Consider the following 22,981-nt stretch of genomic DNA (forward strand, 5'->3'; position numbering starts at 1 on the left):
TTTGTCAAGAACACGTAGGTTGAAATATCCGTACAACCTCAGTTAACTTGTGATTATGATTGACGATCGAATCAGTTGCATCTCAATCAAAATTAGAACATTTGCACTAAGTGGTAAGTTTGATGTTTTGGAAAATGCCAAAACCTATCTCCGCACCAGTGCAGAGTTACTGGTACTACTATTGTCAATCGCGCTTAGGGGACACATGAACGACTAAACAAGGCTGAATAGGTGGTCTAGACTATTTTTCCTCGCAAAACACGCAATGGTAAAAAACGCTCTGCTCCTGTTGTCTTACACTACTAAGCATTACACTTCACCATCAATTTGCACTCTGCAACCTGGGTAGATCTACGCGATTTTTCTCCAGATTGCGGAAGACAAATTTAAGATGTAATTCGTAGGTGTAAATACAAATTGGGAAACAATTGAACTTGTCTTGACCTTCTGACTTCAAAATTAGAACACTAAATCTGCCCAAATTTTGTGAAACAGGCTACAATCGGAACGGTCTTCATTACCTAAGAGATAAATAGCTATTGGTGCATCTATCCAAGGCTATGTCTATTAAATTGAGCAGAGCTTATTTTAGACCAATCGGTTAATCTCAAAGTATGTTTTCAGGCAAGAATCCTACCACCATATCGTTCGGATCTGCCCATGAATCTTCCCGACAGAGAATCTCTTTGCAGCCAGTCGCTAGCTGATGCAATGAGAGCAATTTTTAAGTGACTAAATGTTTGTTGAATCAAGGAGCATGAGGAACGCGGCATGAACCAGGCTAACAACGTACTACTCGAAAATATTCAACAGTCTGAACCCCAAATGGCTCGCCAGTCTGATTTCGAGCGCGATTTTGACTTTTCATTAGAAGAAGCAGAAGAGTTACAAAGCTTAGAAGTAGATGATAGTGACGGATTTTTAGAAGTTCAGCCTGACGAGGATGACGCTAAGCCTGGGAAAGGTGGAAAAACCCGTCGGCGGGCGCAAACCAAGAAAAAACAATATACCGAAGACTCGATTCGCCTTTACTTACAAGAAATCGGTAGAATTCGTCTCCTACGAGCAGACGAAGAGATTGAATTAGCGCGAAAAATTGCCGATTTACTAGAGCTAGAGAGAATTCGAGAAAAGCTATCCGATCGCTTAGATCGCGAACCGCAAGACAGTGAATGGGCGGAAGCAGTTAAGCAGAATTTGCCCGCATTTCGCTATCGCTTGCATGTCGGACGACGGGCTAAGGACAAGATGGTGCAGTCAAACCTGCGCCTAGTGGTTTCGATCGCTAAAAAATATATGAATCGCGGGCTGTCGTTCCAAGACTTGATTCAGGAAGGTTCTTTAGGTTTGATTCGGGCGGCTGAGAAGTTCGACCACGAAAAAGGCTATAAGTTTTCTACCTACGCTACATGGTGGATTCGCCAAGCAATTACTCGCGCTATTGCCGATCAATCTCGTACTATTCGCCTACCAGTCCACCTCTACGAAACTATTTCTCGCATTAAGAAAACCACTAAATTGCTATCGCAAGAAATGGGTCGCAAGCCAACCGAAGAGGAAATTGCTACCCGCATGGAAATGACAATCGAAAAGCTGCGGTTTATTGCTAAATCAGCCCAGCTACCAATTTCATTAGAAACGCCCATCGGTAAGGAAGAAGATTCCCGACTGGGCGATTTTATTGAGTCGGATGGAGAAACGCCAGAAGATCAGGTTTCTAAGAATTTATTGCGCGAAGACTTAGAAAAAGTTTTGGATAGTCTCAGCCCACGGGAAAGAGACGTGTTGCGTTTGCGCTATGGCTTAGATGACGGTCGAATGAAAACGCTAGAAGAGATAGGTCAGATCTTCAACGTGACTCGCGAAAGAATCCGTCAAATCGAAGCAAAAGCTTTACGTAAACTTCGCCATCCCAACCGTAATAGCGTGCTGAAAGAATATATTAGATGAAGTCGGAAGTCAGAAGTCAGAAGTCGGAATTAAAGATTTTTAGATGTATCTAGACTAACTTCTGGTTTTGAAGAGAAAAATGCATGATTGGTGTGAAGATAGTTGTGGATTATCTTCACACAAAAAAAGACTTGGGAATGCCTGTTTCCAAGTCTTTTTGTTGCTCTAAAGTCGATATCACCGATTTACAGGATTCCCCAGAAGTGAAGGAAACCTTGACCTGAGAACAGTTCGATCGCAACAGCTGCTAGAAAACCGATCATTGCCAAACGACCGTTCCAAATTTCAGCTTGTGGTGTGAAGCCCCAACGCCATGCGTTGCGATCGTCAATGATTGGTGTGGTAACTTTAGTTGTGTCTTGCATGATTGATGCTCCTAAATTGGTACTTCAGTCAGAAAACTGTAACTCTTTATTTAGTTATGTAAACTAATATAACAATTAGTTGATGGAGATGCAACAGCTTAAATGAAATTTACTGGCAAAAAGTCGGACTGAAGCAAAGAAGATCGAACCAAAATCAAAAAAATCAGCTAGCGTACATTCAAATTAGCTAGCGCACATTCAAATTACAGTATATGAGCGGGCAAGATGCCCACTCCACACAGGCAAGATGCCCACTCTACAAAAGCTAGAACATTCGCTAACCAAAAACGAGTGGTTGCCTAGCCTCACACTATCGGTAAAGAAATAAGGCGATGAAAAAGCCTACCATTGCCAAGCGACCATTCCAGAGTTCTGCTTGAGGGGTGAAACCCCAGCGCCACGCATTGCGATCTTCCATCACTGTAGTGGCAAGTTTTGTAGTATCTTGCATACTTCTATCTCCAGTTAGCCCTGACTCATTAAGAATTACAACAGAATATGTAAATTAATGTAAAAAATCAAGATTCTGCTGCGCTCTATCTTAAGGAGGAGATAGGTAGTTGTCAGTTATCAGTGATTAGTGGCTAGTGGCTAGTGACTAGCAAAAAGTCAAGCCACTGGTTCCACCAGCCACTAGCCACTCACTACTCCCAATTAACTGCTAAATTAGTTGCTGGATCGAAAAAGTGAATTTTTTCTGGGTGAAGCGATAGCCATAATTGTTCGCCAATGTTCACCGTCTGCTCTGGTGGAATACGTACTTGTAACGGAGTAGGAGTAGCATTAGCCGCAGCCGTAGTGGTGACAAAGAGGTAGGTTTCGTTACCCAAAGCTTCCACTAGCTCGACTTGTACCGGAAGATTATGAGGTGCGGCGCTACTCAAATTTAGGTGTTCTGGTCGAATGCCCAAAATTAAATCTCGTCCATCGTACTTCTGTAAAGCAGATGCCCAAACTTCAGGGAGATTGAGACGAAATAGGGGATGAACGATCGCCGAAGCTTGAAACTGAACTGAGAGAAAGTTCATGGGTGGCGAACCGATGAATTCAGCCACAAACTTAGTCGCGGGGTGATTGTAAAGCTCTAGCGGACGAGCGACTTGCTCGATTTGTCCTTGGTGCATCACAGCAATGCGATCGCCCATTGTCATTGCTTCTGTTTGATCGTGGGTGACGTAGATTGTTGTCGTTCCCAACTGGCGTTGCAGTTTGACAATTTGAGCGCGGGTTTCTGCTCGTAATTTTGCATCTAGATTGGACAGGGGTTCGTCCATCAAAAAGACTTGGGGGTTGCGGGCGATCGCTCTACCGAGAGCTACCCTTTGCTTTTGCCCCCCGATAGCTGTTTTGGCAAGCGCTGCAAAAACGATTCGATTTGTAACAATGCCGCAACACTTCTAACTCGCTGGTCGATCGCCCGTTCTCTTGCTGTCATGTAACGCAGTCCTTTCGGCAATCGACTGGTCATCCCCACCAAGAAATTTTGGATCTGAAGCGGAACTCTTGTCTCCCCTGCTCCCTCGGCTCCCCCAGTTTTGGTACGTCGCAGTCCAAAAGCAATATTGTCATACACCGACATATGGGGATAGAGAGCGTAATTTTGAAACACCATCGCGATGTCTCGTGCTTTAGGCGGGAGTTGGTTGACCAAACGATCGCCAACCCAAATGTTGCCTGAACTTAATTCTTCTAACCCTGCGATCGAGCGCAACAGCGTACTTTTCCCGCAGCCTGAAGGTCCAACCAGCACCATAAACTCGCCATCCTCAATAGTGAGGTTAATCGAGCGCAAGACATCGACATTTTCTGCTTGCTTTGGTACTTTCTCCACCTGCGACTTAGATGGAACTTCCATTGCAGGTGTAACCTCAACCGGAGCGAGTAGATCTGCTGTCATTGGGACTACAGCGCGATCGCCAGGACGAGCGGGAAAGCTTTTGTAAACGTTTTCTAGTGTGACTGCTGCCATTGATGAGGAAGTCGAGAGTCGGGAGTCGGGAGTCGGAAGTGGTGGAGGACAAGCAAAATTCTGATTCCACTAGCCACCAGCCACTAGTCACTGATAACTGATAACTGATTAAGCATCGCCAAATACTGTAAAGTGCCAGGGTTTTTTGACTGCGCCGCTGAGGTCGAACATAACGTGTTTGGCAATTGTATATTCATCAAAAGCATATCGTGAGAGATCTTTGCCGAAGCCGGACTCTTTAAAGCCACCGTGGGGCATTTCGGAAGCCAGGGGCAAATGGTCGTTAATCCATACCGTGCCAAATTGTAGCGCACTCGCAACGCGCCATGCTTTAGCAGAGTCTTTCGTCCACACAGAGGCAGCCAAACCGTATTTCACGTCATTTGCAACTGCGATCGCCTCTGCCTCAGAATCAAACGAGTTGACTACCAGGACGGGACCGAATACCTCTTCTTGCATAATTTCACTTTGAGTGGCAGCCTGACAAAATATTGTTGGTTGGTAGAAAAAACCCTTGCCTTCGGGTATTCCGCCTGGTAAGTGCGCGGTAATTCCATCTGCCTTGGCTCTTTCTACAAATCCATGCACCCGTTGGCGTTGGTCAGATGAGATTAATGGACCCATATCTGTTGTTTCTGCTTGTGGCGTTCCCAAGCGGATCTGTTGCGACAGTTCGGTAAAAGCCGATAAGAAATCTTGATAGCGGGAGCGTTCTACTAAAATTCGCGTGGCTGCCGTACAATCTTGTCCTGTATTGATGTAAGCGCCAACGACTGCACCTCTAGCTGCTGCTTCGATATCTGCATCAGCAAACACGACAAAGGGAGCTTTTCCGCCTAATTCTAAATGCACTCGCGTCACTTTTTGGGCTGCTAGTTCCATAATCCGCTTACCCGTGCGGGTAGAACCAGTAAACGATACCATTCGCACGTCGGCATGATTGACCAGAGGTTCCCCTACCCCTGGACCTTTACCTGTCACGACATTAATAACGCCTGGTGGAAAGCCGACTTCTAAAGCTGTTTGAGCCAGCATTATAGTTGTTAGAGGAGTTTGGGGTGCGGGTTTAATCACAACGGTATTACCCGCTGCAACTGCTGGGGCAATTTTCCATGCTGCCATCATGATTGGATAATTCCAGGGGGCAATAGAGGCAACTACGCCAATTGGTTCGCGACGGATAGCAGAAGTGTAGCCAGGAACGAACTCTCCAGATGCAATTCCCTCTACGACTCTGGCTTGTGCGGCAAAGTAGCGAATATTATCGATCGCAAAGGGAATATCGCCGTTGGCTGCTAGTTTTATTGGTTTACCGACATTGAGGCTTTCAGTTTGTGCTATTATTTCTGCTTTTGCTTCTAAAGCATTGGCAAGTTTATACAGCAATGCACTCCGTTCGCTTGGAGAGAGACTAGACCATGAAGGAAAAGCTTGTTTTGCAGCCTCTACAGCTTTATTCACATCAGCATAGTCTGCTTGCGGGACTTCCGCGATCGCTTCTTCCGTGGCAGGATCGATGACCGTTTCCCAGTTAGCACTCACCGCTGCCACTGCTTCCCCGCCGATAATCATCTTATGTTGTTCCATAATCCCCTCAGTTATTCAGTTATTGGTGACTAGTGACTAGTGGCTCGAATCTTTGTCTAGTCACTAGCCACCAGCCGCTAGCCACTTCCGACTCCTCACTCCTCACTCCTCACCCCTAACCACTGGCTCAACAGTACCAAACCGACTGAAAATAAAAGAATTAGTGTTACTGTAGCGTTAATTTCTGGGGTCATACCAAAACGCAGTCGCGCCCATATTTCCATTGGTAGTGTATTATCCTGCCCCGTGAGGAAGATTGTCACGACGATCTCATCAAAACTTAGGGTAAAGGCAAGTAAGGTAGCTGAAATCAGAGCCGAACGTAACCCAGGAAATACCACTTTCCAAAACGCTTCCCAAGGGGGGGAACCTAAATCGGCGGCGGCTTCTTCCAAACTGCGGGGTAGGCGAGCAATTCGGGCGGCGACAGTGTTAAATACAACTGGAAAGCCAAACGTGGCATGACCGATGATGACAGTCATTAATCCCAAGGGTAGATCTATTGTTGAAAAGAAGCTGAGCATGGCTACCCCCGTGACAATTCCAGGCAGAACAATCGGTAAGATGACTGCGGCGCGAAAGAAGTTTTTGCCAAAGAATTGATATCGCTGGATGGCTAAAGCTGCCAAAGTTCCTAAAGTTGCAGCAATAGTACAAGATGCGATCGCCACTTTTAAACTATTAAATAATCCTACTTGCAGTTGTTCGTCCTGCAAAGCCTTGGCATACCAATCTAGCGTCCAACCGTGAATTGGTAGAGATAGCACTCTCCCCTGACTGAAGCTAAAGATAGCGATCGTCAGGATGGGCAAATACATGAATAAATAGATTATCAGCGTAACTGTGCCGAAAATCAATTTAGGGAGTCGTAGGGGCAGGTTCACACAGAATCTCTATTGAGTACGAAGTTTTTTTGCGCCCGTACGGGAGTCGGGAGTCGAGAGGGTTCAATTCCGAATTCCGAATTCCCTTTTGTCTCCTAATAATTTCATAAGTTTTCTAAAGCACCTTTGCGGGAGATAATGGCTATCAGTCCAAATATTAGCAACAATACTACCATTGCTAAAGCAGAACCAAGAGGCCAGTTATCAGCAACACCAAATTGATTGGCGACAATATTACCAATCAAAATATCTCCTGCCCCACCCACTAAGGAAGGGGTAATATAATCTCCCATTGTCAAACTGAATACTGATAGCGAACCCGCCAAAAATCCTGGTAAGACTAGAGGAAAAGTAACTTTACGAAAAGTGTATAAAGGATGTCCTCCTAAATCTGCCGATGCTTCCAGTAAGTTATTCGGCAATCTTTCAAAGGCAGTTACCAAAGGTAAGATCGTAAATGGTAGCCATACGTAGCAGAGAGTGACAACCATTGAGAATTGGTTGTAGAGAAATAGAGAAGAAGGCTGGGACAGTATACCTAGAGATATTAGTAAGCTATTGAGTACGCCGTTGTAGCCTAAAATAATTCGCCACGCAAAGACGCGCACGAGATAACTAGACCACAGCGGCAAGAGAATTAAGATTGTTAGTAATTGTTTATATTTTCCTGCATACTTAGTCAGAAAGTAGGCAACTGGAAAAGCTAATAAAGTATCAATTATAGTGACAGCGATCGCAATGTATAGAGTACGAATAACTGTATTGCGGTAGCCAGAATTAGTTACGATTTGGGCAAAATTTTCCCAGGTGAATCGAGGAATAACCTCCACATATTGGTGCTGCATGAAAGCATAACTGAGGAGTATGGCTAGGGGAATGAAATAAAACCCCAACATCCATAAGCAAGGAGGCAAAAAATTGACCCAAAAATTTGCTGGTTTAATAGCAGGTTTTGATTGGACTGTTATGGTTGAGTCCATTGAGAAAGTCAAAAGTTAAAAGTCAAAAGTCAAAACTTGAGAAAGTCAAAAGTTAAAAGTCAAAAGTCAAAACTGAGGAGTCAGAAAACAGAAGATAGGAGACAGAGGTTAACATTACGATCGATCGCTGGTCACTGGTCACTGGTCACTGGTCACTGTTGCTCCGCCACCAACAATTGTAACGACTTCTAGGCGATCGCCTGCTTGCAGTTGCGTATTCTCCCAAAATTGACGGTGCAAAATTTCGCCGTTGTATTCTACTGCGACCAAGCGCGGGTTAAAACCGAGTTGTTCTAGCGCCTCTGGAAGTCGAGCAGTATTAGCACAATTACGAGTTTCTCCATTCACTTGTAAGCTAATTTGTTCGGTCATAAATCTCGATTAACTCCTATTTATGGAGTCTTTATTTATGGAGTTGTACGTGGTTGTACGCGGGCGAGCTGTGCTAAAAAATACTGCGTTACTAGAGTGGGTTGCTCGGCTCGCACGATCGCTCTTACGACTGCAACTCTCTGCGCACCTGCGTTTAGCACTTCATTCACATTGTTAACGTCTATGCCACCGATCGCAAACCAGGGAATGGAAACATTTTTAGCCACATGGCGAATATATTCTAATCCTACTGGTGCTTTACCTGCTTTTGTCGGCGTTTCGTAGACCGGACCTACACCAATATAATCGGCTCCTTCCTGAATTGCCCGTTGCATTTCTTCTGGATTTGTGGTAGAGCGTCCGATAATTTTCTGGGGTCCAAGGAGTTGACGGGCGATCGCAATGGGCATATCCTGTTGTCCTAGATGCACTCCATCGGCATCTACTGCCAAAGCAAGATCGATGCGATCGTTGACTAAAAAAATTGCCCCGTATTGGTGACAGAGTTGACGTAATTGTCGAGCAGTCTCCAGGCGATCGAGATCTGCGGTATCCTTATCGCGGTACTGTACGAGGCTCAGCCCTCCTTGCAGTGCTGCTTCTACTACATGAAACAGCCCCTCTGTCGGAGAAGTCACTAAATATAAGTACGATTGCGCTAGTCGTTGGTGTCGTTGATAACCTAGTAAGTGACTTTCTAGGATATAAACTCGATAACGCATCTGTTTAAAGGCAGCTCCCATTTTCGGATTGTAGAGCTTGCTATATTCTTCTACTACTCGCAAAGCTTCTTCTACTCGGCAGAAATTGGCTTGCAGCAAAGTTCCCAAGCCAGATCGTTGCTCCTCTTGGGGATGAGTCAGTTCTGTCCCAGGATCGCCAGGAGTATCTCGTGCCAAACGTAAATCTAGGGTATGCCAGCTGGCTAGCTCTTGGCGTAACTGCTTGCATTCATCGCTGAATTGGCTGCTATTCAATCCAAATCGACACCATTCTTCTACAATCCGCAAGCCTTCACGGGCGCGGTCTAAATTTGCATCCAAAATTCGGCAGACAGCTGGCTGCACTTGTCCTCTCCCGTTTCGTAGCTACTTGACTGAGAACAGACCATTTGATGTTCTAATCGTAACAGTCCCTGCTCAGTTTACGACAGTCGGGAGTCGGGAATTGGGAGTCGGGGGAGAAGGGGGACAAGGGGGACAAGGGGGACAAGGGGGAACTCGGGGACCCCACGACCGAAGGGAGTGGGGATTAGGGGGCGAAGGGGGACAAGGGGGACAAGGGGGACAAGGGGGACAAGGGGGACAAGGGGGACAAGGGAGCAATTACCAATTACCAATTACCAATTACCAACTACCAATTACCAATTACCTCTTGACTTTTAGACTCTTTAGCTATATAAGGAGGCAGAACAAGTCAAAGTAGAAAAAAGCTAAACTTTATTGCCATTTAAAATTTGGCAGTAAAATTCTGTGTCTGTGTGAGAAGGAGTGCCGTGAGTATGAAAAGTTTCCGTAGCGATCGCCATCCCTATTTATCCTTCCAGACGATGGCGCAAAAAACTTGCATTCACGGTTTATTCTCAAGTGCCACTAGAATTAGTCTAACTATATTTTTCTGGCTGTGTTTCAGTCATGTAGGTGTTGCTATCCCACCACTGCAACTGACGCAAACCCCAACTAGCGAATCTCAAACTGCGAAGAAAGTTATATTTGTCAATCCTACAGCTGGTGAGAATGGCAATGGCAGTGAAAGCAGTCCTTTTAAAACGATTGCTCAAGCCCTTCAACAAGCTGAATCCAATGTCATCATTAAACTAGCGGCAGGAACTTATAGCAGAGAATCTGGTGAGACATTTCCGCTCAGACTGAAACCAGGAGTTACTCTTCAAGGCGACTCTAGCAGCCAGGGTAGCAATATTGTTATCAAAGGTGGGGGAATGTACATGAGTCCTACCTTTGCCCGTCAAGATGTAGCAATTTTAGGGGCGGATGAAGCCGGATTGACAGGAATAACAGTCACGAATCCCAACCCACGCGGTTATGGATTATGGATTGAGTCATGCAGTCCGGCGATCGCGGATAATACTTTTACTGGTAGCAGCCACGATGGAATTTCCATCACGGGTGATAGTGCGCCAATCATCCGTAACAACCGCTTTACTCAAAATGGCGCGAATGGAATTACAGTTTACGGAATTTCCAAACCAGAGATCCGCGCTAATGTCTTTGAGCAAACCGGTTATGGCATTAATGTTGCTCAACGAGCTGCACCGTTAATTGTAGAGAATCAAATTCTAAATAATCGGGCTGGTGTCGTGTCTCAAGCTTTCACAAAACCAGTCCTTCGCAATAACATTATCGAGGGTAATAAAGAAGATGGTGTCGTGGCGATCGCCAACAGTCAACCCAATTTAGGCACGCCAACCGAACCAGGTAACAATCAATTTCGCCAAAATGGTCGTTATGACATCAATAGCAGCGCAGCCAAGCGAGTTACAATCTCTGCGGTAGGCAATCAAGTTACCGCAGATCGTTCAATTGGTAATATCGATTTTGTAGGAACGAGTAATGTTGCCTCAAATGCGGGAGTCGAGAATCGTAGAGGCGGGTTTAGCGAAAGTGCCACCGATGAAGCGATAAATCTTGGTTCAAAACCCGCCCGTACAGGAGTCGTAGGGGCGGGTTTACCAGAAGATCCTGTGCGCAAACCTACAATTCCATCAAACTCGCCCGCACGAGAATCTTTGATGCCGAATTCCGAAGTCAAGCAGGCGGATGACGAGGTTTCCTCGTCATTAAAGCCGCGTCGAATTCCGAATTCTCCTCCAGTTTCTCAACCAGCATTAGAAGTCGTAGAAATTCCCGTACCGCCTCCAGAGTCGGAATCAGCGCCAGTTCAAAAGAAACCTGCTCAAAAGCCCAAGAAGCCTTCAGCATCTAAGCCTAGCAAACCTGCATCACAAAACCAATCTCCAAAAGTTGCGACATCAACGACAAAACCTAAGCCCGAAGTAGCAAAAGCTCCTGCAACTAAACCCAAGCCCGAAGCAACGAAAGCCCCTGCTACAAATGAGAAGCAACCGCTTGCTGCCAACCCTCAAACTGAAGTGGAAATTCCTGTCAGCCGATCGCAGCCACCAGCAAAAGGCGATACGATAACTCAAGGCTTACCAACTTTAAAACCAGCTGCCGTCAATCCTAACGAATTGTTACCCGTTCCCGATGGTGACATACCTTCTGGTAGCGATCGCCCTGCCCGAATTGCTGCGGTATCATCGCGTAACTCTTCTCAAGTGGGAAGTTTGCGCTATCGAGTCTTGGTAGAAGCAGAAAACGCACCTACACAAGAAAAAGTGCGATCGCTCGTTCCTGGTTCGTTTCGGGTTATTGCTAAGGGTAAAACAATTATGCAAGCGGGCGCATTTAGCGATCGCTCTAAGGCTGATGAAGTCGCGCAGTTACTCACTAGCAACGGGTTAAAAGCTAAAGTTGAACAGATGAATTAGTCCTTCACGGTCAGATTTTAACCATGTACCTATCTCTAACAAAAACTATTACATAGCTTCAATCTCCTTTGTTATCCAATTAATAATTTCTAAAAATAAATGCAAAGCTTTCTCATCCTTTAGTTGGGAAATTGGGAAGCTAGGATATTTATTATTAACAGCATTGATGGGAATAGCGATACCAGGGATCTCATTCAAACGCTGGATTAATTCTAGACACTTGGTGTTATCTTGTTTGGATATTATTTGGTTTAATTCTGGAAAACAAATCTGAACTGTTGCGGTTGGATTATTGATTGATGTTATAGCCCATACTGCCATTAGCTTGACTTCTTTTACATTAGACTGTTGAGTCAGATAAAAACCTCCAAGTTTGCCTTGGCTCCAGCGAATTTGTAAATGTTGATGATTCTCGATCCAATCATATAGTTTTCTTGCAACCCAGACTTCGTCAGTATTTTGTTTAGCTTCTAACTTTTCAAAAAATAAAGATGCATTCCATTGTATGTCTTCTCGCAAAGCACGATACAGTTTTTTATCCCTTGCTGCTGTTGTCTGACCGATAACTCTAGGAATGAGAACTTTTAAATTTTGCCCTTCAAATTTCTTAATTTCAACTCCTATAACCTCTGCTGGGTTCATCTGCCTATTTAAAAATTCTATAATTTGCTGAAGTTCAGATGGAATTTTATCAGCTACAAATACTAAACGAATTTTACCTGTCTGCAAATTATCTTTAACGCTTTGCCAAAAATTAGAGATTTGAATATCATCTTCAATAAGATCGAATAATGTTGGACGATCGGGTACAAGGAAATGCGATAACAATGTGTTAGGTTCTAAACCTCTAATCTGACAATTTGCTTCAAACTGAGTAATAATTTTTTCAATTGACCAATAAACTACAGCATGAGATGCATAATCTAACATTTGACCGACAACCTCTCGCCGAATTCGGGTATCACAGCTACGCTTGACTTCCACAATTGTAGGAATTCCGTCTTGGTCGAGAAATAAATGATCGACAAACCAGCGTCCATATCCATCTTCTTCTGAAGGAACTTCCATTTCTGGTTTTATTAATAACCAGCGTCGCGGTGTGGTGCTGTCTATTCGATCCCCAGCTAGAAGGCTGGGATAATCCACTAACAATTTTTGTAACCGTTCAAGGGGTTGACAAATTGTAATTGAGAAACCAGCAGGTTGCTGCTAAGGTGACAAGATGAGTCAAAACGTTCCCAACCGACTGGATGAAATCAGCGAAGCGGACTGGGCGCAGACGCCGGAAAGTGTCAAGCGGCTAGTGCGGAGATTGTTGGGAGGCATCGAGCAACTAGAGCGACAATACGAAGAACTGAAAGCAGAAAACGCACTGTTGCGAGAGCAGGTGAAGCAGAATAGCCAGAACTCATCGAAGCCGCCATCGCAGGATGTGAGCAAAGGATTCAAGGCAAAAGAGAAAAAGCCCAAAGGGAAGCGAGGGGCACAATTTGGGCATGAGGGACACGACCCTAAGCTGTATCCAGTAGAGCAATGTCAACTGCTTGAGGACTATTACCCAGAACGGTGCATTGAATGCGGTGCGGCATTGCAAGGCAGTGACCCCGAGCCCTATCGGGTACAGCTCGTGGAGATTCCTCCGGTGATGCCAATTGTGCATGAGCATCGATTTCATGCCTTAACGTGTGAGTGCTGTGGTACGGCAACGCGAGCGTGGGATGAGGCGATCCTGAATGGGAGTCGGTATGGGGAGCGAGTTGTTGCCCATGTGGGCGTGTTAAGTGGGCAGTATCGACAATCGCATCGGATGGTGCAGGAACTCTTGCGGGAGTTGTTCGGGATTGAGCTATCCGTGGGGAGTATCAATCAACTGCGGCAAGAAAGTAGCGCATCAGTGGCAGCAGCAGTCTCGCAGGCACACGCGTATGTGCAGGCGTGGGCGCAGGTGAACATAGATGAAACCAGCTTTGACCAAGGCAACACGGACGGCAAGAATCCCAAGGGTAGTAAAGGCTGGTTGTGGGTGATGGTGACACCATTGGTGAGCTATTTTGCGGTTTGTCTGAGTCGCTGTGGAGCAGTGTGTCAACAGTTGTTGGGAGACACCTTCACAGGCATTATTGGCAGTGACCGCTTTAGTGCTTACACCAAATTGGAACTACAAAGACGGCAACTGTGCTGGGCACATCTCAAACGAGATTTTACTCGCATTGCTGAACGAACTGGAGTTTCTGGGGAGTTGGGCAATGCCTTATTAGAACAGCAGCGGTTGTTGTTTGAACTTTGGTATCGAGTCCGAGATGGCACACTCAGTCGCCGTGAATTTGTCTCGGTTGTCACTCCCATTCGGCAACGCGTGCATACCTTACTGGTTGAAGGGGCAAGCTATGCAATTGCCAAAGATGAAAAAACCCCGTTGGCAAAGACAGTACGCACCTGCCAGCAACTGTTGAAAGTCGAATCGGCACTGTGGACGTTTGTCACAGCGGAGGGTGTTGAACCGACCAATAATGCGGCAGAACGGGCACTGCGTCCGGCAGTTTTGTGGCGCAAAAATAGCTTTGGTTCTCAAAGTGAGGCGGGTAGTTTGTTTGTTTCCAGAATACTGACAGTTGTGACCACTTTGCGCGCTCAAAACCGTCCGGTTTTAGATTATCTGGTCGAGGCGTGTCGTGCTGCTCGGCAGGGTCGATCTACCCCATCCCTGCTACCTGTTGATGCTGCTACCCCGTGAACAATTACCAATTTTTGTAGTAAAGCTTCTGAGTTATAGGCTTGTTCCGTCATTTCTACTAATCGCTCGTCATCCTGAATTAAATAAATGCCACCAGTCATAGAAAATCTCTTGTGTTGACATATATATAATTCCCACTCTCATAAAGCGAAATATAAATATTAACAACGTGCAATTCCCTCCTGACGGGCGGCGCGTTGCACAGCCGCAGCTACAGTAGGAACAACTCTAGCGTCAAATATAGAGGGAATAATATGTTCGCGGTTGAGTTCTGTGGGTGCTACTAAAGAAGCGATCGCCTGTGCTGCTTCTAAACACATCATGGTAGTTATTGTCGTGGCACGACAGTCTAAAGCGCCGCGAAATACCCCAGGAAATGCCAGAATACTATCGATCTGATTTGAGTAGTCGCTGCGCCCCGTTGCTATGACTGCAACATCATTATTTACTAGTTCTGGCTGTATTTCAGGGATTGGATTTGCCATCGCCATCACAATTGGATTTTTTGCCATCGATCGCACCATATCTCGCGTTAATATACCTGGGGCGCTAACACCAATAAATATGTCAGTACCGACTAAAGCACCTGCCAAAGTTCCCATTTGACTGACGGCAAATTCTTGCTTTTGGGCAGGTAAATCTTGACGCTGCGTGGAGAGAATACCTTTAGAGTCGCACATTAAAATATGGGCAGCACCAGCTTTTTTCAACAGCCGCGCGATCGCAACTCCCGCCGCCCCCGCACCGTTAATAACGATCCTCACTTCCGTTATTGACTTATTAACTAACTTCAAAGCATTAGTCAGCGCCGCCAGCGTCGCGATCGCTGTCCCCTGCTGGTTGCCGTGAAACACGGGAATATCTAATTCTTGCCGCAGCCGTCGTTCGATCTCAAAGCAATGCGGGGCAGCAATATCTTCCAAGTCTATGCCACCAAATACGGGGACAATTTTTTTCACAGTAGCGATAATTGCTTGTGTATCCTGAGTCGCTAAACAAATTGGAAAAGCATTAATCCCAGCAAATTCTTTAAAGATCGTGGCTTTGCCTTCCATGACAGGTAATGCCCCCGCCGCCCCCAGATTTCCCAATTCTAAAACTGCACTCCCATCAGTGACGATCGCCACGGTATTCTGTTTAATTGTCAGACTGTACACCTGTTCTGGATCGCGGGCGATCGCCAAGCAAACTCGCCCCACTCCTGGCGTGTATGCCATTGCCAAATCATCTTGACTTTTAAGCGGGATTCTGCTATTGACGGAGATTTTGCCACCCCGATGCAAATTAAAAGTGCGATCGTAGACATTAATCACTTCAATTTCTGGTAATGCCCGTACTGCCTGCACGATCGCCTCAGCCTGTGCCGTGCTAGAAGCATCTACACTCAGATCGCGAATTGCCTGCGATCGCGTGCGTTCCACCAGATCGATTTGACCGAGAGTTCCACCACAAGAGGCGATCGCTTGAGTCACGCTAGCCAACATCCCAACGCGATTGGGAATCTGCAAGCGCAGCGTCAAACTAAAACTAGGATTTGGAGTCGAGTCAATCATAGAGAGGGGGACAAGGGGGACAAGGGGGATAAGGAGGACAAGGGGGACAAGGGGGACAAGGGGGACAAGGGGGACAAGGGAGACAGGGGGACAAGGGGGACAAGGGGGACAAGGGGGAACTCGGGGACCCCACGACCGAAGGGAGTGGGGATTAGGGGGCGAAGGGGGACAAGGGGGACAAGGGGGACAAGGGGGACAAGGGGGACAAGGGGGACAAGGGGGACAAATACAATTACCCATTACCCATTACCCATTACCCATTACCCATTACCAACTACCAACTACGCTGATAACTGCAATCGGGAACCAAGAAATATAACTTCAGTCATAGCTAACCAGTTATTGTACTTATAACTTGCATTTAGCCTGCGTTTGCCAATGCCTAAACGGAATCTCCAACAGCCAAAGCCAGAGAATTTGTGGATAGAGGGACTGAAAACTGTAGGTCTGAGCTTGTTTTTAGCATTTGGAATTCGTGCTGGTGTCGCCCAGTCTTTTTTTATTCCTTCTGGTTCAATGGAACCGACCCTAGAAGTTGACGATCGCTTGATGGTAGACAAACTCAGCTACCGCTTTCAAGCACCCCAAAGAGGCGACATTGTAGTATTTCAACCACCTCCCGCTGCAATCTCTGCGTGTGGATTGCCATCTAACTCGCAAGACTCGTTTATTAAGCGAATTGTGGGACTTCCTGGGGAACGAGTCGCAGTAAAAGCGGGACAAGTGTATATCAACGATCGCCCTCTAGCAGAAAACTATATTGCTAGCAAACCAGATTACGAGCAATCGGTTCGAGTTATCCCACCGAATTTTTACTTGGTACTGGGAGATAATCGTAACAATAGCTGTGACGGACACGAATGGGGCTTCGTAAAGCGCGATCGCATTATCGGTAAGGCGATCGTCCGTTTCTATCCCTTCGATCGCATTGGTCTTTTTAGTCGCAATCGCTCTTGATTAGTGGGTGATGAGGCGGGAGTTGGCAGGGGCGCACAGCTGTGCGCCCCTACCGACAACTGAATTAGTAGACAGCAATGCTTGTGTCCTAACTTAATAGCTCAAATGCATCTATCGCAAGGTAAGTTGTATGTATACAGGACTGCAAACGAACTTTACCAGCGATTGAGTTTGTCGCACGAGTTATGTCGCACAACCGCCCCTCCAACTATTATTTCAACTTAACCGAGCGAGAACGCTCCAATTTAAAACGCACAGTTGATTATTCCAGCGTGCAGTCATTGCCAGAAATTTGGGCGATCGCTGTCAAAAAATTCGGCGATACCGTGGCGCTGCACGATCCCCACCTCAAACCAGAGACAACTTTCACCTACAATCAGTTGTACCAGCACATTCAAATCTTTGCCGCAGGATTGCAAGCGCTGGGGGTAGCAGCAGGCGATCGGGTGGGACTCATAGCTGATAACAGTCCGCGTTGGATGATTGCAGATCAAGGAATATTAACCGCTGGGGGAGTGGATGTCGTGCGTAGCTCCCAAGCGGAAAAACAAGAATTACTATACATCTTGGAACATAGCGGTAGTACAACCCTGGTAATAGAAGACCGCAAGACTTTAAGTAAAGTGCGCGAAGGCTTGGACGGACTACCAATTCAGTTGGTGGTGTTGCTGTCAGATGAAATTCTAGATGAAAGCGACTCGCTCAAAATTATGAATTTCTCTCAACTGATGGCGGTGGGAGAAAACCAACCACTCCAACCAGTAGCACAGAATCGGGATACCCTTGCCACCCTGATGTACACTTCTGGGACGACGGGTAAACCCAAGGGTGTCATGCTGTCTCACGGAAATTTACTGCATCAAGTTACGTCATTTGGCGCAGTCGTACAACCAGAAATTGGCGATCGCATTCTCAGTATCTTACCTGTCTGGCACTGTTACGAGCGGAGTGTCGAATATTTCCTCCTTTCTCAAGGTTGTACCCAGATATACACGAATATTCGTCACGTCAAAGCAGACTTAAAAGCATTCAAACCTCGCCTCATGGTAGGCGTTCCTCGGTTGTGGGAATCGATTTACGAAGGGGTGCAAAAACAGTTCCGCGACCAACCCGTTAAAAAACAACGTCTGATCTATTCCCTGTTGAATATCAGCCAACGTTACATAAAAGCACGGCGAATTGTTCGAGGATTAGCATTAGATAACCTCTATCCTTCTCCATTGCAACGCCTGCAAGCTGGGATTCAAACCGCAGTTTTAGCACCGATTCACAATCTTGCAGATCGTCTGGTCTACAAACAGGTACGAGAAGCAACGGGAGGACGAATTAGGCAGGTGATTAGCGGTGGTGGTTCCCTTGCCATGCACCTCGAAAACTTTTTTGAAATTGTTGGTGTCGAAATTTTAGTAGGATATGGTTTAACCGAAACCTCTCCCGTGACCCACGTTCGTCGTCCTTGGCGCAATCTACGCGGTTCCTCTGGGTTGCCAATGGCAGGCACGGAAGCCAAAATCGTCGATCCTGAAACTCGCCAAACCTTACCACCGATGCAGCGCGGCTTGGTCTTGATCCGAGGACCCCAGGTGATGCAGGGTTACTACAAAAACCCAGAGGCGACAGCCAAAGCGATCGATCCTGAAGGTTGGTTCGATACTGGCGATTTAGGTCTAGTTACACCGAAAAACGACATCGTGCTGACAGGTAGGGCAAAAGATACGATTGTCTTGTCTAACGGTGAAAATATCGAACCGCAGCCAATCGAAGATGCGTGTCTGCGCAGTCCTTACATCGACCAAATTATGCTAGTCGGACAAGACCAGCGATCGCTCGGAGCCTTAATCGTCCCTAACTTAGAAGCATTGCAGCAGTGGGCAGTCTCTCAGAATTTGCAATTGGCTTTACCAGAGGTAAGACAAGGGGGACAAGGAGAACAAGGGGGAACTCCCGACTCCCGTACGGGCGGGTTTGGAAACCCACCCCTACCGACAATCGATCTCAACCACCCAGCCATCCAAAACTTATTCCGCCAAGAGTTAACGCGGGAAGTTCAAGACCGTCCAGGGTATCGTCCCGACGATCGCATCAGTACATATCGGCTGATTTTAGAGCCATTTTCAATTGAGAATGGAATGTTAACCCAAACCTTAAAAATTCGCCGACCCGTTGTCATGGAGCGCTATCACGATATGATTGACGGGATGTTTAGGTAATCTTAGGATTACCGCAAACTATGTAACAAATACCAATCATCAACTATGGATGCCGCAAACCCTCAACAGATGTTGTTAAAGCGCCCGATCAACGTCAAAGCAGTTGTGACTCCCCGCTGGAAAGATGAAGTCCAGCAGCAGCTACAAGCACAAATTAACGCCGTTGACCAGCAATTGCAACAATTAGAAAAACAAGGACAACGGGCGATCGCCGAGATCCAAAAACAAAGCATACAGCCTCCAGGTCCAGAAACTCGCCAGCAGATCGAAAGCATTCAACTGCAAGTCAACGAGAAGAAAAGCGAACTGTTGGAGCAAAAAAACCAGAGTTTGCAGAACCTTCAGCAGGTGCAACTGCTCGAAATGAATCAAGAAGTCAGCCAATTTCAATTAGAAGGGATCTTCAGCGTCCAGCCAGGGGACAACTTGATCGCCAAACTTCAAGTTGAAATTCTGTTGCGCGACGGAATTGTAGAAGAAATTCGCGGTGAAATTTAAGCATGGGTAATGGGTAATGGGTAATGGAAAATGTGGATCGTGAATGGTGAATGGTTAATAGTTGATGAAAATTAACTACCAACCACCAACTACCAATTACCAATTACCAACTACCAATTACCATCTCACTAAAGGTAAAATAACCTTCTAGTTTATTTCTAAAAACTAATCGATCGCGCTCTGTTGGGAAACCACTCCATGACTCTACACGAAGTTTTCATGCCCGCTCTCAGTTCTACAATGACCGAAGGCAAAATTGTCTCTTGGGTCAAATCGCCTGGTGACAAGGTAGAAAAAGGCGAAACAGTCCTAGTAGTTGAGTCCGATAAGGCAGACATGGATGTGGAATCCTTTTACGAAGGATATTTTGCCACCATCCTCGTCCCCGCTGGAGAAGCTGCCCCTGTAGGAGCTACAATCGCCTTAATTGCCGAGACAGAAGCAGAAATTGCGATCGCGCAACAACAAGCGCAGTCGGGAAATCAAACAACTTCAGCACCTGCTGCTACAACTTCCCCAGGGCAGACAGCAGATGTAAAAAATACAGCCCCTACTCCAACTCCAGTCAGTGCAGTTGCAACTGACTCTCAAGCTGAGTCTCAAAATGGTGCAAGTCGTAGTGATGGGCGGGTTATCGCTTCACCCCGCGCTCGCAAGTTAGCGAAGGATTTAAAAGTCGATCTAAATACTCTTAAAGGTAGCGGTCCTCACGGTCGGATTGTAGCGGAGGATGTGGAAGCTTTTGCTGGCAAGACTACAGCCCCATCGGTTCCAGCAAAACCTCAAGTAACGACTCCTAGTGCAGCCCCAGCACCTCAACCAGTTGCTACCCCTACCCCTGTAAGTACCGTTGCTGGCTCCGTGCAGCCCCTCACCACATTACAAAACGCTGTGGTACGGAATATGGTTGCTAGCCTGCAAGCACCTGATTTTCGGGTGGGTTATACCATCACTACCGATGCACTAGATAAGCTGTACAAGCAAATTAAGTCCAAGGGCGTAACAATGACAGCTTTACTAGCTAAAGCTGTAGCGGTGACACTACAAAAGCATCCATTAGTGAATGCTAGTTACTCAGAACAGGGAATTGTCTATCACCCTAACATTAATATTGCTGTGGCTGTAGCAATGGATGACGGTGGCTTAATTACGCCAGTGCTGCAAAACGCCGACAAATTAGATATCTATTCACTTTCTCGCAATTGGAAGTCTTTAGTAGACCGTGCCAGAGCCAAGCAGTTACAACCAGAGGAATATAACAGCGGCACGTTTACGCTGTCAAATTTAGGGATGTTTGGCGTAGACCGTTTCGATGCTATTTTACCCCCAGGACAAGGAGCAATTTTAGCGATCGGTGCGTCGCGTCCCCAGGTTGTAGCTACAGCTGATGGAATGTTGGGCGTGCGCCAGCAAATGCAGGTCAATATGACCAGCGACCACCGGATTATTTACGGCGCTCATGCAGCAGCGTTCTTGCAAGATTTGGCAAAGTTAATTGAAACGAACGCTCAGTCTTTGACAATGTAGTCTATCTCGCACTCTTGCGACTGTAAGTCGCGACTACACAAACTAAGTCTGCCTGCGCAGACTGATGCGATCGCAATTCTCGATTGCGTGCGTGACAGTAGTAGGGGCGCACAGCTGTGCGCCCCTACTTATTATGTGTTGTACCCAATTGAAAACCTCTATAAAATGGCAGTTTTAACCCGCGCAGGCGGGTTTTGTCTGTGTAGCAGCGAATTCTATTCGCCCAAATTCTTAACATTATCTACCGATCGCCAACCACTCCAAAGTAGAGACAATCGGGCATTCATTATTCAAAATAGTGAAAGTGAACCAAGAAGTAGGGAACAAAATCAAGTCACAAGTCGCAATTAATTCCGAATTCCGAATTTTCTCTCCACGCACCACGCACCACTCATATGTTAGATCTGATTAGCTCGGGGTTGGTTGGTTTTTGGCTAGGTGTGGCAGGGATACACCCTGAAGCATCAGCAGCATGGGAATTATTGGCGCTACAAACTGCTCCGGCACTAGTGCTTAACTCAGTACCAGATAGCGTGGCGGCGACAACCTTGCAGCAGTATTTACAAGGGTTGAAAACCAAAGGAATAACCAGCCCCGAGCAGGGAATTTGGATACAGTCGGGACCGTTACTACTGAGCGAAAATAACGGTCGAGTTCCCTTACCGGCTGCCTCGTTGACGAAAATAGCTACATCCCTAGCTGCGTTAAAAACTTGGGGAGCAAACCACCGCTTCCAAACGTTGATTAGTGCCACAGGACCGATTAAAAAAGGAGTTCTAGAAGGAGATTTAATCGTTACAGGCGGAGGAGATCCGCTGTTTGTTTGGGAGGAAGCGATCGCCCTGGGTAATAGTCTGAATCGATTGGGAATTTCTCGCGTTACGGGCAATTTGGTAGTGACTGGTAATTTTGCCATGAACTATCAATCCGATCCCCTCAAGGCTGGAGAACTGCTCAAACAAGGACTGGATGCCTCTATCTGGAAAGCTGCTGCTAAAATGCAATACTCTACCTTACCTCCAGGTACGCCAAAACCGCGTGTCTCGATCGCCGGAACCGTACAAGTTGCTGCGATCGCCAATCCCAAGCAAATCTTATTACTACGTCATCATTCTTTATCTTTGGCACAAATTCTGAAGGAAATGAATGTTTACAGTAATAACGAAATGGCACAGATGTTAGGGCAAATGTTAGGTGGAGCGCCAAGCGTGCGCCAAATAGCGGCAACAACCACGGGAGTGCCAGACTCAGAAATTTTGTTGGGTAATACTTCTGGACTAGGGATGGAAAATCAAATTTCTCCCAGGGCAGCTTGTGCGATGTTTATGGCAGTACAACGAGAATTACTTCCCTATAAACTGAGCGTTGCTGACTTATTCCCCGTATCGGGACGCGATCGCCGAGGTACGCTAGAACTACGCCACGTCCCTGCGGGTGCTGTCGTCAAAACCGGAACCTTGAACGAAGTCAGCGCCTTAGCAGGAGTTTTACCCACCCGCGATCGCGGTTTGGTTTGGTTTGTCATTATCAATAGAGGATGGCAGCTTGAAAGTCTGCGCGCAGGACAAGACAAATTCCTACAAAATCTTCTCCATGAATGGCACGCCTCCCCCGTCATTCCTACCGCGATCGCTCCCCACGCGATCGGCGTTACCCCTACTCCCCTGGGTGCAGCGAGTCGAAACGAGATTTTGTACAAGGGATGACAGTTATCAGTGTAGAGACGTTACATGTAACGTCTGTACTTATCAGTTATCAACGACCAATGACAAATGACAAATGACCAATTCAACAATCAACTTTTGTAACCAATTCAGCTCGATCTTGTTTTAAATTTGCAAACAAACCTTAATTTTCTGTAATTCTGCTTTAGGATCGGCATGAGTA

Annotated in this window: 20 protein-coding genes and 1 pseudogene; 10 read left to right on the top strand and 11 right to left on the bottom strand. The window is 46.4% G+C overall.

The window, feature by feature from the left end; translation table 11 throughout:
• Positions 1 to 620: 620 nt before the first annotated feature.
• Complete coding sequence (locus M5J74_RS10280) at positions 621 to 773, bottom strand: hypothetical protein (protein WP_158266008.1); 153 nt, start codon at positions 771 to 773, stop codon at positions 621 to 623.
• Between M5J74_RS10280 and rpoD the strand changes: the two genes are divergently transcribed.
• Entirely contained in the window at positions 772 to 1,950 is a 1,179-nt protein-coding gene (rpoD, locus tag M5J74_RS10285; RefSeq protein WP_015154021.1) for an RNA polymerase sigma factor RpoD, read from the top strand. The genes M5J74_RS10280 and rpoD overlap by 2 nt on opposite strands.
• A 185-nt stretch (positions 1,951 to 2,135) precedes the next feature.
• Here rpoD and M5J74_RS10290 read toward each other — a convergent pair whose 3' ends face one another.
• From M5J74_RS10290 to M5J74_RS10330, 8 genes and pseudogenes are all read right to left on the bottom strand, one after another.
• Positions 2,136 to 2,315 carry a chlorophyll a/b-binding protein gene (locus tag M5J74_RS10290; protein WP_015154022.1) on the bottom strand — a complete coding sequence of 60 codons (180 nt, stop codon included), beginning with the start codon at positions 2,313 to 2,315 and terminating at the stop codon, positions 2,136 to 2,138.
• 310 nt (positions 2,316 to 2,625) lie between these two features.
• Positions 2,626 to 2,766: a chlorophyll a/b-binding protein gene (locus tag M5J74_RS10295; protein WP_015154023.1), complete on the bottom strand. Its 141-nt coding sequence runs from the start codon at positions 2,764 to 2,766 to the stop codon at positions 2,626 to 2,628.
• 193 nt (positions 2,767 to 2,959) lie between these two features.
• Positions 2,960 to 4,284: pseudogene (locus M5J74_RS33390) on the bottom strand (ABC transporter ATP-binding protein).
• Between the two features lie 108 nt (positions 4,285 to 4,392).
• Positions 4,393 to 5,871, bottom strand: coding sequence for a gamma-aminobutyraldehyde dehydrogenase (locus tag M5J74_RS10310; protein WP_250016528.1), 1,479 nt, complete (start codon positions 5,869 to 5,871; stop codon positions 4,393 to 4,395).
• A gap of 95 nt (positions 5,872 to 5,966) precedes the next feature.
• Positions 5,967 to 6,755, bottom strand: coding sequence for an ABC transporter permease (locus tag M5J74_RS10315; RefSeq protein WP_250016531.1), 789 nt, complete (start codon positions 6,753 to 6,755; stop codon positions 5,967 to 5,969).
• A 104-nt stretch (positions 6,756 to 6,859) separates the two neighbouring features.
• Entirely contained in the window at positions 6,860 to 7,669 is an 810-nt protein-coding gene (locus M5J74_RS10320) for an ABC transporter permease (protein ID WP_250016532.1), read from the bottom strand.
• 204 nt (positions 7,670 to 7,873) lie between these two features.
• Positions 7,874 to 8,107, bottom strand: coding sequence for a sulfur carrier protein ThiS (gene thiS / locus M5J74_RS10325; RefSeq protein WP_015154028.1), 234 nt, complete (start codon positions 8,105 to 8,107; stop codon positions 7,874 to 7,876).
• Positions 8,108 to 8,142: 35 nt separating this feature from the next.
• On the bottom strand, positions 8,143 to 9,174 hold the full coding sequence (locus tag M5J74_RS10330; RefSeq protein ID WP_015154029.1) for a thiamine phosphate synthase: 1,032 nt from the start codon (positions 9,172 to 9,174) through the stop codon (positions 8,143 to 8,145).
• A gap of 177 nt (positions 9,175 to 9,351) precedes the next feature.
• Here M5J74_RS10330 and M5J74_RS10335 point away from each other — a divergent pair, with 177 nt between their 5' ends.
• Positions 9,352 to 9,492: a hypothetical protein gene (locus M5J74_RS10335; RefSeq protein WP_250017203.1), complete on the top strand. Its 141-nt coding sequence runs from the start codon at positions 9,352 to 9,354 to the stop codon at positions 9,490 to 9,492.
• Between the two features lie 116 nt (positions 9,493 to 9,608).
• Positions 9,609 to 11,615, top strand: a complete 2,007-nt coding sequence (locus M5J74_RS10340) for a DUF1565 domain-containing protein (protein WP_015154030.1) — start codon at positions 9,609 to 9,611, stop codon at positions 11,613 to 11,615.
• Between the two features lie 48 nt (positions 11,616 to 11,663).
• On the opposite strand, the gene M5J74_RS10345 is transcribed toward M5J74_RS10340, so the two are convergent.
• Entirely contained in the window at positions 11,664 to 12,683 is a 1,020-nt protein-coding gene (locus M5J74_RS10345) for a hypothetical protein (protein WP_250016534.1), read from the bottom strand.
• Positions 12,684 to 12,837: 154 nt separating this feature from the next.
• Here M5J74_RS10345 and M5J74_RS10350 point away from each other — a divergent pair, with 154 nt between their 5' ends.
• A complete protein-coding gene (locus M5J74_RS10350) occupies positions 12,838 to 14,349 on the top strand; it encodes an IS66 family transposase (protein WP_250013550.1) in 1,512 nt (503 codons plus the stop codon).
• A gap of 161 nt (positions 14,350 to 14,510) precedes the next feature.
• On the opposite strand, the gene M5J74_RS10355 is transcribed toward M5J74_RS10350, so the two are convergent.
• Positions 14,511 to 15,902 carry a malic enzyme-like NAD(P)-binding protein gene (locus M5J74_RS10355; RefSeq protein WP_106218988.1) on the bottom strand — a complete coding sequence of 464 codons (1,392 nt, stop codon included), beginning with the start codon at positions 15,900 to 15,902 and terminating at the stop codon, positions 14,511 to 14,513.
• On the opposite strand from M5J74_RS10355, the gene M5J74_RS10360 reads away from it, so the two are divergent.
• The 6 genes from M5J74_RS10360 to M5J74_RS10385 all read left to right on the top strand — a co-directional run bounded on the left by M5J74_RS10360 (position 15,813) and on the right by M5J74_RS10385 (position 22,800).
• Positions 15,813 to 16,256, top strand: a complete 444-nt coding sequence (locus M5J74_RS10360; RefSeq protein WP_250016537.1) for a hypothetical protein — start codon at positions 15,813 to 15,815, stop codon at positions 16,254 to 16,256. The genes M5J74_RS10355 and M5J74_RS10360 overlap by 90 nt on opposite strands.
• Positions 16,257 to 16,280: 24 nt before the next feature.
• Positions 16,281 to 16,859: a signal peptidase I gene (gene lepB / locus M5J74_RS10365; protein WP_015154033.1), complete on the top strand. Its 579-nt coding sequence runs from the start codon at positions 16,281 to 16,283 to the stop codon at positions 16,857 to 16,859.
• Between the two features lie 185 nt (positions 16,860 to 17,044).
• The gene (locus M5J74_RS10370; RefSeq protein WP_250016538.1) at positions 17,045 to 19,069 is read left to right on the top strand and encodes a long-chain fatty acid--CoA ligase; all 2,025 of its coding nucleotides are present in this window, start codon (positions 17,045 to 17,047) and stop codon (positions 19,067 to 19,069) included.
• A 45-nt stretch (positions 19,070 to 19,114) separates the two neighbouring features.
• Positions 19,115 to 19,567 (top strand): YlqD family protein, encoded by a 453-nt coding sequence (locus M5J74_RS10375; RefSeq protein WP_015154035.1) that lies wholly within the window; start codon positions 19,115 to 19,117, stop codon positions 19,565 to 19,567.
• Between the two features lie 198 nt (positions 19,568 to 19,765).
• The gene (locus tag M5J74_RS10380; protein ID WP_015154036.1) at positions 19,766 to 21,094 is read left to right on the top strand and encodes a dihydrolipoamide acetyltransferase family protein; all 1,329 of its coding nucleotides are present in this window, start codon (positions 19,766 to 19,768) and stop codon (positions 21,092 to 21,094) included.
• Between the two features lie 395 nt (positions 21,095 to 21,489).
• Positions 21,490 to 22,800, top strand: coding sequence for a D-alanyl-D-alanine carboxypeptidase (locus M5J74_RS10385; protein ID WP_250016540.1), 1,311 nt, complete (start codon positions 21,490 to 21,492; stop codon positions 22,798 to 22,800).
• Positions 22,801 to 22,981: the final 181 nt, after the last annotated feature.

The sequence above is a fragment of the Chroococcidiopsis sp. CCNUC1 genome, from assembly GCF_023546805.1.
In the GTDB taxonomy this organism is placed as follows: Bacteria; Cyanobacteriota; Cyanobacteriia; order Cyanobacteriales; family Chroococcidiopsidaceae; genus Chroococcidiopsis; species Chroococcidiopsis thermalis.